The 11,872-nt window shown below is 58.6% G+C and carries 10 protein-coding genes; 5 read left to right on the top strand and 5 right to left on the bottom strand.

Going from position 1 to position 11,872, the window contains the following annotated elements:
- Positions 1–35: 35 nt before the first annotated feature.
- From BVH03_RS25900 to BVH03_RS09750, 5 genes are all read right to left on the bottom strand, one after another.
- Positions 36–554: a hypothetical protein gene (locus BVH03_RS25900; RefSeq protein WP_143485935.1), complete on the bottom strand. Its 519-nt coding sequence runs from the start codon at positions 552–554 to the stop codon at positions 36–38.
- Positions 555–1,772 carry a tyrosine-type recombinase/integrase gene (locus BVH03_RS09765; RefSeq protein ID WP_143485934.1) on the bottom strand — a complete coding sequence of 406 codons (1,218 nt, stop codon included), beginning with the start codon at positions 1,770–1,772 and terminating at the stop codon, positions 555–557.
- Positions 1,773–1,981: 209 nt separating this feature from the next.
- Complete coding sequence (locus BVH03_RS09760; RefSeq protein WP_256574668.1) at positions 1,982–2,305, bottom strand: HU family DNA-binding protein; 324 nt, start codon at positions 2,303–2,305, stop codon at positions 1,982–1,984.
- Positions 2,306–2,421: 116 nt separating this feature from the next.
- Positions 2,422–3,573 (bottom strand): FAD-dependent oxidoreductase, encoded by a 1,152-nt coding sequence (locus BVH03_RS09755; protein WP_075960976.1) that lies wholly within the window; start codon positions 3,571–3,573, stop codon positions 2,422–2,424.
- A 42-nt stretch (positions 3,574–3,615) separates the two neighbouring features.
- Positions 3,616–3,783 carry a rubredoxin gene (locus BVH03_RS09750; protein WP_075960975.1) on the bottom strand — a complete coding sequence of 56 codons (168 nt, stop codon included), beginning with the start codon at positions 3,781–3,783 and terminating at the stop codon, positions 3,616–3,618.
- Between the two features lie 144 nt (positions 3,784–3,927).
- On the opposite strand from BVH03_RS09750, the gene BVH03_RS09745 reads away from it, so the two are divergent.
- From BVH03_RS09745 to BVH03_RS09725, 5 genes are all read left to right on the top strand, one after another.
- Positions 3,928–4,470 carry a chorismate lyase gene (locus BVH03_RS09745; RefSeq protein WP_075960974.1) on the top strand — a complete coding sequence of 181 codons (543 nt, stop codon included), beginning with the start codon at positions 3,928–3,930 and terminating at the stop codon, positions 4,468–4,470.
- A 55-nt stretch (positions 4,471–4,525) separates the two neighbouring features.
- Positions 4,526–5,419, top strand: coding sequence for a 4-hydroxybenzoate octaprenyltransferase (gene ubiA / locus BVH03_RS09740; protein WP_075960973.1), 894 nt, complete (start codon positions 4,526–4,528; stop codon positions 5,417–5,419).
- A gap of 69 nt (positions 5,420–5,488) precedes the next feature.
- Complete coding sequence (locus BVH03_RS09735; protein WP_075960972.1) at positions 5,489–8,347, top strand: type I restriction-modification enzyme R subunit C-terminal domain-containing protein; 2,859 nt, start codon at positions 5,489–5,491, stop codon at positions 8,345–8,347.
- Positions 8,344–10,374: a restriction endonuclease subunit S gene (locus BVH03_RS09730; protein WP_075960971.1), complete on the top strand. Its 2,031-nt coding sequence runs from the start codon at positions 8,344–8,346 to the stop codon at positions 10,372–10,374. Before BVH03_RS09735 ends, BVH03_RS09730 begins: the two co-directional genes overlap by 4 nt.
- Positions 10,371–11,870, top strand: a complete 1,500-nt coding sequence (locus tag BVH03_RS09725) for an RNA-binding domain-containing protein (protein ID WP_075960970.1) — start codon at positions 10,371–10,373, stop codon at positions 11,868–11,870. The genes BVH03_RS09730 and BVH03_RS09725 overlap by 4 nt, the downstream gene beginning before the upstream one ends.
- The last annotated feature ends 2 nt before the right edge of the window (positions 11,871–11,872 follow it).

The following is an 11,872-nucleotide window of genomic DNA, read 5'->3' as shown; positions in this document are numbered from 1 at the left end:
GATGTTCTATAACCCTAAACGCCGGCACAGCAGCGCTATGCAGCTATCGCCAGTGGAGTTTGAGAAGCGATATATCCAGAGCTTGGAAAGTGTCTAGGAAAGCCGGGGCGATTCACTTCATACTCATGTAGCAAAGCAAACTTCAAAAACTCTTTACCTGCGGAGATGTGTGCCGATTTGGTTCGACTACTTGATGCCGCCAGTGCATCTAAGAACTCATCAAGCTCAACCCCATTAGTCACTTCTCTAGCAAGCAAGTCAACAAAGCCAAACTTCTTCCTGACTGTTGAAGATAGATATCGCTCCAAGACATAGCGCAAATAGCTTACTGCTATCTCCTTTAAATCATTATCCAAGAAGTTTAGATACTCAGGCTGTAAATAAACAAAATCATTATTATCGTCTGGCAGCTTAATTACCTTGAGAAATCCGCCATCTTTGTCGAGTACTTCAATATCGTAACCGAGTCGACTTTTTACATACCTAGCGCTTTTGTGAAGATCCGATTGAGTATCAGCACCAACTAGGTAATCTAAATCTAAGATAGGCTCCACTTATTTTCCCTCCAGAGAGCCCAGAATTTTCTTCTGGAGAAGAACCTGTAACTCGGCCACTTTTGCTTGAATCGAGCCTTTAGCGTAATGCTCCGGCATGCTGCTGTTTCTTGCCCAACCTCCAGCTGCTTCTTGTATAGGGGCTTTTAGAATCTTACGGCTAAGTCCACTTGAGCCCTTGAATTTATTATCAAGCGCCTGATTGAGAAGGTCATGAAATGTATTGCGCAAGCGATGAGGACTTAACAGCCCTTTGAATTCTGGATATTGCTTTATAAGTTCATTAAGGGTCGAGTTCGGAGTATGCACAGACATCGGCTTGCCATCGCGGTACGACAAGAACAAATAGCTTGACTGCTGCCACCCATCAAACTCTTTTCTAACGTTAACTATATAGTGCTCAACGAGAGCCGCAAAATCATCGTGCAACTCAACTTGACGACCATACGTCTTAACAGAAGGTGTTTCTGCACGCGGATAACTAATAATATCTGAGCTCTTCAATATATCGTAATATTTACGCCTTCCAGTTAGCTGAAAATTGTTGAGCTTCAGAAGAAGTGTTTCGCCCTTCCTGTTCCCACCAAGCATCAACAAGAGCAGGAATATATAATTTCGCCACCTTATCCGAGAAGTCTTCCAAGGATTACTTTCGTTATATTCATCTGGATCGATGATAGAAATAAATTTAGCCTGAAGCTCCGGAGTAAGACTAACCTTATCCTTCTTGTCATTCTTGTAAGGGGTCTTTAGATATAATTCGAAGCCCGCAGTCATGCGCTCATATAGCCGCTTTGCTGCTTCAAGCTCCTTTAAGTTTCGCGAGCATCGTCCCTCGTAAAAGAGCCATAGATACTCAATAAACTTCTTTGCACCCCGTACACGAGCTGTATACCAGTTAGCACTTACACGCTCGCGGGCATCTTGCGCAACCCCGCAGTATGAGGAGAATGATTCAATTTCCCCAATAGTGAGAGGCTCAAGCTCAGCCATACGCTGAAGCAAATTTATTTTTTTATCTTCACAAAATCTGTAGAGGCCAAGAATGGCGTTCTGGTCGACTCTTATCGTATTAGGTTTCGCACCACTGTCATAACGCTGCAGGGCATAGGCCCCGGCAAATATGTCAATCTGGTTATTTATCGTCACCAGTTGAAGTTTGAGTCCACCTAACTTGGAAAACTCGACCAGCGTTAATGAGTAAACAGAAGTTTTCAAAGGAGATACCGCACATAATCGAGCGCGGCAGCCTAGAGAGGGGCAGCTCTGGCGTCAATAATGAAACAGATTCTCCCCATACGATCATTTCTCTGTAAGCCAGAAAAATGAAACACGTTTCACAATGCGATCATTTTTTGCGGGCGTTAAAAAGCCCCGGCCAGCGGGGCTTCCAGAGGGTTATCCACAGAAAATGAGATTTCTGTTATTTAATTTACCGCATCCTTGAGGGCTTTGCCCGGTTTGAAGGCAACGGTGTTGCTGGCCTTGATCTTCACCGGCTGACCGGTTTGCGGGTTCTTGCCGGTGCGGGCGCCGCGGTGGCGCTGCACGAAGGTTCCGAAGCCGACCAGGGTGACGCTGTCCTTGCGGTTCAGTGCCCCGGTGATTTCTTCGAGAACGGCGTTAAGTACACGATTGGCCTGATCCTTGGTCAGATCAGTTTTTTCCGCGATTGCGGCGGCGAGTTCCGGTTTACGCATGATTGCCTCATTTACGGTTTGTTGTTGTTGTGTTCCGCGCCCTGGCGCCAATGCGCGCGGACAGCTCTACGCTGCGGCCAGGCCTGGGGAGAATGGCATGCTATGGGGGCCTTCGCCAGCCCCGCGCCCGGCTAAATCCGCCATTTTGTCGAATGGACGGCAGATCGCTACGCCAGCAGGGCCGGCAGCTCACGGTTGAGCGCCAGGCGTTCCTGCACCGCCGAGCCGGTGAGCGCGTAGCCCAACAGGGCGCCGCTGGCATCCCGGCAGAGGGCGCGGATATTGGCGCCGCTGCCTTCGACCGTCCAGCGCCCCTGCGTGCCCCGCGGCGGCGGCGAGACCACCAGCGGGCAGGCTGGCGTCTTCACGGTGACTGGCATGGCGCCATAGGCCACTTCGTTCGGCGTGCCGGCCAGGGTCCTGGCCAGCGCCCGGGCGCAAGCCATCAGCGGCATCACGTAGAGCAGATTGAGCCCGTCTACCTCGGCGCAATCGCCCAGGGCATGGATATGCCCGTGGGAGGTGCGCAGCAAGCGGTCGACCACGATACCGCGATTCACGGCCAGGCCAGCTGCAGCTGCCAGCTCGGTGCGCGGGCGTAGGCCGATGGCCGAGATCACCGCATCGCAGGCGATGCTCTGGCCATCGGACAGCTGCGCCTCCAGCCCACCGTCTGCAGCGTACTCGAGACGGTTCAGCACCGGCCCCAGGTGCAGGCGCACACCCAGCGCTTCGAGGCCGCCCTGCACCGCCGCAGCGGCTTCGACCGGCAGCAGGGCAGGCATCAGTTGCTCGCATGGCGCAACCAGGTCGACCTCATAGCCGCCCGACGACAGATCGTTGGCGAACTCGCAGCCGATCAGCCCGGCGCCCAGGATCAGCACCCTGCGCTTGCCCTCGACAGCCTGGCGGAACCGCCCGTAGCCCTGCAGATCGTTGACCGTGTACAGCTGATCAGCGGCGGCGCCCTCGACCGGCACGCTGAGCACCTCGGCGCCCCAGGCCAGCACCAGGTCGCGATAGGCCACGGCCTCCTCGCCGATCCACAGGCGGCGATGGCCGGGATCGATACCGGTGACCCGGGTGTGCGTCCACACCTGGGCAGCGAGCTGTTCGGCCATGGCGCCCGGCTCGGCCATGCACAAGCCGTCGGCATCCTTGTTCTTGCCGAAGCCGGTGGACAGCATCGGCTTGGAATACGAGCGCCCATCGTCGGCAGTAATCAGCAGCAACGGCGTTTCACTGTCCAGCTTGCGAAATTCGCGGGCCAGGTTATAGCCGGCCAGACCGGTGCCGATGATGACGACGGGATCACTCATTGCTTGCTCCTGTTTCGACGGTTGAGGGGCGGGCCCGCCAACTCAGTTGATTTCGATCATCTCGAAGTCCATCTTGCCCACGCCGCAATCGGGGCACAGCCAATCTTCGGGCACGTCTTCCCAGCGGGTGCCGGGGGCGATGCCGTCATCCGACCAGCCTTCGCGTTCGTCATAGATCAGTCCACAGACCACACATTGCCACTTCTTCATACAGGCTCTCCGGCGCTACTCACGGTCATTGCGCGGGCACGCTACCGCAAATGCCGCGCTATCGCCAAGCGGGCGCGACGAATGCCCGAGGGCCCGCAACGCCCATGGTAGACTCTGCGTTCCGCCCCACCGCGAACCTGCACCGTGCTCCCTTCCGCCCCGCAAACACCCGCCTGGCTCACCCGTGATCAGTTGTCGGACCCGCCCTCGGCCAGCGTCTGCGACTGGCTGTTCGACGACCGCTCACTGACCCGGCGGCTGACCGACCTGTCCGCGGACGGTTTCAGCGTTACGCCGCTGCGCGAGGGCTGGCTGGCCCTGCGTGACGACGAATGCGCGGCGCTGGACGTGCCGTCGGGTAGTACCGGCTGGGTGCGCGAAGTCTACCTGCGCGGCAACGGCCAGCCCTGGGTGTTCGCCCGCAGCGTGGTTGCCCGGCAGGCGCTGCAAGGCTCGGGCCTGGATCTTCAGCAACTGGGTAGCCGCTCGTTGGGCGAGTTGCTGTTCAGCGACCGGGCCTTTGCTCGCGGCGAACTGCAGGTCTGCCGCTACCCAGGCGCCTGGCTACCGGCAGAAGCCGCACAGGGCGGCTTGTGGGCGCGGCGCTCGTGCTTTCGCCGCGAACAGCTGGCCGTGCTGGTCGCCGAAGTATTCCTGCCGGTCTTCTGGCCCGTGGCGAGTCGCTGACCCGCGGCTGGCGCGCCGCCGTATAATCCGCGCACCGCGCCAGGAGAACCGCTCGATGTACATTCGTCTGCTGCAATCGCTCAATCACCTGCACCCTCGTACCTGGGATTTTCTGCAGCTGATGCGCATGGACAAACCCATCGGTATCTACCTGCTGCTGTGGCCGACGCTCTGGGCGTTGTGGATCGCCGCCGAAGGCGTGCCGAGCCTCAAGAATCTGGTGATCTTCGTGACCGGCGTGGTGCTGATGCGCGCTGCCGGCTGCGTGATCAATGATTATGCCGACCGCAACTTCGACGGCCACGTCAGCCGCACAAAGGCGCGTCCGCTGGCCAGCGGCAAGGTCACCGCGCGTGAGGCACTGATTCTCTTTGTCGTGCTGGTGGCCCTGAGTTTCGCCCTGGTGTTGCTGACCAACGCCACCACCGTCTGGCTGTCGTTCGGTGCCCTGGGCGTGGCGGCGTTGTACCCGTTCATGAAGCGCTACACCTATTACCCCCAGGTGGTGCTCGGCACCGCGTTCTCCTGGGGCATGCCGATGGCCTTCACAGCCGAGACCGGCGAGCTGCCGGCAGCCGCCTGGTTACTGCTGTTGGCCAACGTGATCTGGACCGTCGCCTACGACACCTACTACGCCATGGCCGACCGCGAGGACGACCTGAAGATCGGCGTGAAATCCACGGCGATTCTGTTCGGTGATGCCGACCGGGTGATCATTTTCGGCCTGCAGGGCCTGACCCTGCTGTGCCTGCTGCTGGCTGGCGCGCGCTTCGAACTGGGCCTGTACTTCCATCTCGGCCTGCTGGTAGCCGCCGGCTGCTTCGCCTGGGAGTTCCACATGACCCGTCAGCGCGAACCGATGGTCTGCTTCCAGGCCTTCCTGCACAATCACTGGGCCGGGCTGGCGATCTTCGTCGGCATCGTGCTGGATTACGCGTTGCGCAGTTGATCTTTGCCCCTGGTATTCAGCGGGCTAGTATCGAGCCTTATTTACCGGCCATGTGAGACAAGGCAGTCCATGACCCAAACGCCGCCGCTCAACCAGAACCCAGAACAGCTCGCCCGCGACCGTATCGACGCACAACTGCGTCAGGCTGGCTGGGTGGTGCAAGCCAAGAACAAGATCAATCTTCACGCTGCCCTTGGCGTCGCCGTGCGCGAGTACGGCACCAGCGTTGGCCCGGCCGATTACCTGCTGTTCGTCGACGGTAAGCCCACCGGAGTAATCGAAGCCAAGCGCGAGGAAGCCTGGCACAGCATCAGTGCAGTGGAGGAACAGACCCAAGGCTATGCCAACGCCCAACTGAAATGGATCAAGGCCAGCGAGCCGCTGCGTTTTCTCTACGAAAGCACCGGCGTGATCACCCGTTTTACCGATAGCGGAGACCCCAAGCCGCGCTCGCGGGAGGTGTTCAACTTCCACCGCCCGCAAACCCTGCAGGAATGGCTAAGCCAGCCGGCTTCCTTGCACACCCGCCTGCAAGCCATGCCACTGCTCAATCCGCAAAAACTGCCAGCCAGCGAGCTGCGCCTGCGTGATTGCCAGGAAGTGGCGATCACAAAGCTGGAAGGCTCCTTCCGCGCCGCACGACCTCGGGCTCTGATTCAGATGGCTACCGGCGCCGGCAAAACCTACACCGCCATCACCGCCATCTACCGCCTGCTCAAGCACGCTGGGGCCAAGCGCATCCTGTTTCTGGTCGACACCAAGAACCTGGGAGAACAGGCCGAGCAGGAGATGCTCAGCTACCTGCCCATCGACGACAACCGTAAATTCACCGAGCTGTACCCGGTGCAGCGGCTCAAATCCGCCTACGTCGCCAGCGACAGCGCCGTGTGCATCAGCACCATCCAGCGTCTGTACGCCACGCTCAAGGGCGAGGAGCTGGACGATAGCGCCGAAGAGCTCAACCCTGCCGAGCAACTAACCAAGCCCAAGGCGCCGCTGCCGGTGGTGTACAACGAGAAGATCGCGCCGGAGTTCTTCGACTTCATTTTCATCGACGAATGCCACCGCTCCATCTACAACCTCTGGCAGCAGGTGCTCGACTACTTCGACGCCAGCCTGATCGGCCTGACCGCCACGCCGGACAACCGCACCTACGGCTTCTTCCACAAGAACGTGGTCAGCGACTACAGCCATGAAAAAGCCGTGGCCGATGGCGTCAATGTCGGCAACGAGGTGTACCTGATCGAAACCGCCGTGACCCAGAAAGGCGGCGTCCTCACCGCCGAGCAGCAGGTTGAACGGCGCGAGCGCCTGACTCGCAAGAAGCGCTGGGAACAGCAGGACGAAGACGAGGCCTACAGCGGCAAACAGCTCGACCGCGATATCGTCAACCCGGATCAGATTCGCACCGTGATCCGCACCTTCCGCGACAAGCTGCCGGAAATCTTCCCTGGCCGTATCGATGCCGACGGCAACTACCAGGTGCCCAAGACCCTGATATTCGCCAAGACCGACAGCCACGCCGACGACATCATCCACTGCGTGCGCGAGGAGTTCGGCGAGGGCAACGCCTTCTGCAAGAAGATCACCTACCGCGCCGCCAAGGACAGTACCGACCTCGACGGCAAGGTGATCGAGAAAGGCGAAGACCCCAAGGATCTGCTCGCCCAGTTCCGCAACGCCTACTACCCGCGCATCGCCGTGACCGTGGACATGATCGCCACCGGCACCGACGTGAAAGCGCTGGAATGCCTGCTGTTCATGCGCGACGTGAAGAGCCGCAACTACTTCGAGCAGATGAAAGGCCGTGGTACCCGTACCCTGGAAAAGGACGACCTACAGAAAGTCTCCTCAGCGGCCACCACGGGCAAGACCCACTACGTGATCGTCGACGCCATCGGCGTCAGCAAATCCCTGAAAACCGCCAGCCAGCCGCTGATCACCAAACCCGGCGTACCGCTCAAGGACCTGGCCATGGGCGTGATGATGGGCGCCAGCGACAGTGATAGCGTCAGCTCCCTGGCCGGCCGCTTGGCACGGCTGAACAAACAACTGGAGCCCGCCGAGCACATGAAGCTCGAAGCACTGAGCGGTGGTGTGCCGCTGGGGCAGATCGTCAGCCGGCTGTTCAATGCCATCGACGCCGACCTGGTGGAAATCCGCGCCCTGCAACTGGCCGGCCAGCCGGCCGGCACCGATCCCGGCGAGGCCATGCGTGACAAAGCCCAGGCCGAGCTGGTGAAAGATGTGGCCAAGTTGTTCAACGGCGAACTGATCGAGCTGATCGACCGCATCCGCCGCGACAAGGAACAGAAGATCGACCACGAGACGCTGGATCGCGTGCTCAGCGCCGGTTGGCAAAGCGACAGCGCCGAGCAGGCGCAAAAGCTAAGTGATGATTTCGCCGCTTATCTGCACGAACATCGCGATGAAATCGACGCCCTGAGCATCTACTTCAGCCAGCCGCAGCGTCGCCGCGAAGTCACCTACGAACAGATCCGCGCCCTGCTCGATCGCCTGAGCGCCGATAAACCGCAACTGGCGCCGCTGCATGTATGGCAAGCCTATGCCCGCCTGGACGAAGTAAGCGGGCAGAACCCACTCAACGAGCTGACTGCTCTGGTCGCACTGATACGCCGCGTCTGCGGCCTGGACACCAAGGTCACCCCCTTCGAAGACACGGTCAACCGCAACTTCAAGCAGTGGATCTTCAAACGCCACGCCGGCGGTGGCGAGAAATTCAACGAAGCGCAGATGCATTGGCTGCAGATGATCCGCGACCATATCGCCACCTCCATCCATATCGACCGCGATGCGTTAGACTTCGCGCCCTTTAACCGCCATGGCGGGCTGGGTGGCTTCTACGAGCAGTTTGGCCCGCAGTACGAGGCGGTGATGGATGAGATTAATGAGGCGTTGGTGGCGTGACGGGGAATAAGAAAGTGGGTAGTGGGCTAAATGCAAGCGATAACAAACGGCCCACCAACTGGGTTACGCCCACCTTAGGCGAGGTTTACACCGTCGTGGGTGGCGGCACCCCATCAACCGAAAAAGCAGATTACTGGGGAACAGGCACACCCTGGGTCACAAGCGCCGATATTTATAGTGTTCGTGACATAAAACCGCGCAAGCAAGTCACTACGGAAGGCATTGAAAACAGTACAACTCAAATAGTCCCCCGCAAAACCTTGTTGGTTGTCACGCGCGTGGGCCTTGGGAAAATTGCCATTACCGAGACAGAAACTTGTTTTAGCCAAGATGTCCAAGGTTTGATCCAGCACTCTGATTTGATAGCGCCTGAGTTCGCCCTGTACTTTCTAAGCTACGAACTTCAAATCCTTAAGCACCAAGGCCGCGGCACTACAATTTCTGGAATCACAAAGAAGCAACTCACCGATCTCGAATTTCCGCTGCCACCACATAAAGAACAGTTGCGCATCGTCGCCAAAATCGAAGAGCTGTTCTCAGAACTGGATAAAGGCGAGGAATATTTACGTACCGCCCAACAGCAACTCAAGGTCTACCGCCAAACCCTTCTCAAGCATGCCTTCGAGGGCAAGCTGAGCGCCGACTCAAGGCAGATATCCATAGATCTCCATTGGGTTCAGCGAAAACTAGGCGACCTGCTGGAGTTCTTAACTTCGGGTTCAAGAGGCTGGGCTGCTTATTATGCGGATATAGGGGATATTTTTATCCGTGCCCAGAACATAAAGCATGATCGTCTTGACTTAAGCGATATAGCCTTTGTGGACTTGCCCGAAAAAGCTGAAGGGCTAAGGACTAGAGTTCAGAGGGGTGACTTGTTAATTACCATTACCGGAGCAAACGTGACCAAATCCGCTTTGGTCGAACATACCGTTGGCACTGCCTATGTCAGTCAGCATGTCGCGCTCTGCCGCCCCTCTGATGAGGTTCTGCCCAAATTTCTCTATTGGTATATCGTCGCTGAAGCTGCAGGGCGCAAGCAATTAACCGACTTGGCTTATGGCGCAGGAAAGCCAGGCCTTAATTTAGAAAATATCCGTTCGGTTAATGTCCATCTTCCTGACTTAGTCGAGCAAGCGAGAGTCGTCGAACTAATCGAGAACAAATTATCAGTTGTTGAAGACTTCGAAAAAACAATTACCCACTCCCTGCAACAGGCCGAAGCCCTGCGCCAATCCATCCTGAAAAAAGCCTTCTCTGGTCAGTTGGTTGCTCAAGATGCCAACGACGAGCCAGCCTCCGTATTACTGGAGCGGATCAAGGCGGAAAAGCAAGCCAGGCTTGTCACGGGTAAGCGCGCTTCACGTACTTCAGCTGCTGCGCAGCCGGACAATGTGGTGGCAATGCCGGCGCGTATCCCAGGTATCCCCAGCACAGACCTGCATGCCGGTATCCTGGCGCTGGCTTATAGCGCTCACGAGGCTGCCCCCCAGTACCTGCCGTACTTCGGCCATGTAAAAAGCGAGAAGGTCAGCCATTTGGTTGAAGCGCACCTGGGTATCGAGCTGGATCGTGCACCGGTCAAGGACGCCGCCGGCCCCAACGATTACCCGCACCTGAAGAAGGTTGAGTCACGAGCGCGCAAGGTGGGTTGGTTCGATATGCACTGCGAACCGGGGGCGGCAGCTTACAGCCTGCATAAGCTGGCCGGCTTCAATGAACTGCAAGTGAAAACCCGCAAGGCGCTTGGCCCACGATTGAATGACGTGGAAGCGCTATTGCGCCTGCTGCTGCCACTCAATACCCGGCAGACGGAAATCGTCGCGACCCTGTATGCCGCCTGGAACAACCTGCTACTGGCCGGCCAGCAGCCGAGCGACCAGCAGATTATCTTCGAGGCACGTGACAACTGGCACCCGGACAAACTCAAGATCGAGCTGTGGCGTTTTGAAAAAGGGCTCGTATGGATGCGAGAGCATGAATTGACTCCGCGCGGCCAAGGGCGTCGAGTTGAGGTACGGCGGGCATGACCCCCGAACACTTGGCGCGCCTGCTGCGTGACGGCGAGGGCCTGACGGTCGAGTTCAAGCGTGCCCGCGAGGCGCTCAATCGCGATGTCTACGAGACCATCTGCGCCTTTCTCAACCAGCGCGGCGGCACCCTGGTGCTGGGCGCGGCGGACGATGGCAGCGTGACCGGCATCGCGCCCGAAGCGGTGGCGCAAATCCGCAAGGATCTGGTCAACACCCTGCATAACGCGCAGAAGATCAACCCGCCGATGCAGTTGGTGCCAGAGCAACTGGAGCTGGACGGGCAGATCGTGCTGGTGCTCAGCGTGCCGGAAAGCTCTCAGGTGCACAGCTGCAACAACCGGGTATTCAGCCGTAACGAGGATGGCGACTTCGATATCACTGGCCATTCCCAGCTGCTCGGCGAGCTGTATCTGCGCAAGCAGGTCAGTTACAGCGAGAACCGTATCTTCCCCTTTATCCGCCTGGCTGACCTGCGCAGTGACCTGATCGAGCGCGTGCGCCACAACGTGCGCCTGCAGCGCAGCGGCCACCCTTGGGCCGAGTTGGACGATCTGGAGCTGCTGAAAAGCGCGCGGCTGTACCAGCGTGATTACCAGACCGGCGCGGAAGGCGTGTCCATGGCCGGCGCGTTGTTGTTCGGCCGTGACGAGGTGGCGCTGGGCGTGGCGCCGCATCACCGTACCGACGCGATTCTGCGGGTGCAGGATATGGATCGCTACGACGACCGCGACGATATTCGTACCAATCTGCTGGAAAGCTACGACCGGCTGATGGCCTTCGTCAGCAAGCACGTTGCCGACCCTTTCCACCTGGAGGGCAATCAGCGCGTCAGCCTGCGCGAACGGATTTTTCGTGAGGTGGTGGCCAACCTGCTGATCCACCGCGAATACCTCAATCCGTTCCCGGCCAAGCTGATCATTCAGCGTGACCGGGTGACCACCGAGAACAGCAACAACCCACACGGCGTGGGCTTGCTGCGCCCGGACGACTTCGCGCCATCGCCGAAGAACCCTGCTATCGCCCGGGTGTTCCGCGAAATGCAGTGGGCCGAGGAGCTGGGCTCCGGGGTGCGCAACCTGTTCAAGTACGCCCGCGCCTTCGGCGGCCAGGATCCGGTGCTCAGTGAGGAATCTATCTTCCGGGTGACCCTGATGCTGCCGCAACTCTCAGGTGTCAGCGCCACTCTGCCCGCCCTGAAACTGGAGGCGACCCTGGTACAGCCAGAGTCGCAGCCAGAGTCGCAGCCAGAGTCGCAGCCAGAGTCGCTGGAAGTGCGCGTGCTGCGCTGCTTGCTGGCTGGCCCAGCGAGCAAGGCAGCGCTCTCCAGCGCGCTGGGGCAGAAAAGCATCTCCGGGCCGCTCAATCAGGCAGTACGTCAACTCCTGGCTGCCGGCCGGATCGAGTACACCTTGCCGACCAAGCCCAACAGTCGGTTACAGCAATATCGCCTGACGCCCGCCGGGCAGGCGCATCTGAATCAGCAGGACAGTTAAGT

The organism is Pseudomonas sp. PA15(2017) (assembly GCF_001945395.1).
Taxonomy (GTDB): domain Bacteria; phylum Pseudomonadota; class Gammaproteobacteria; order Pseudomonadales; family Pseudomonadaceae; genus Aquipseudomonas.
This window is presented reverse-complemented; position numbering and strand designations above follow the sequence as displayed.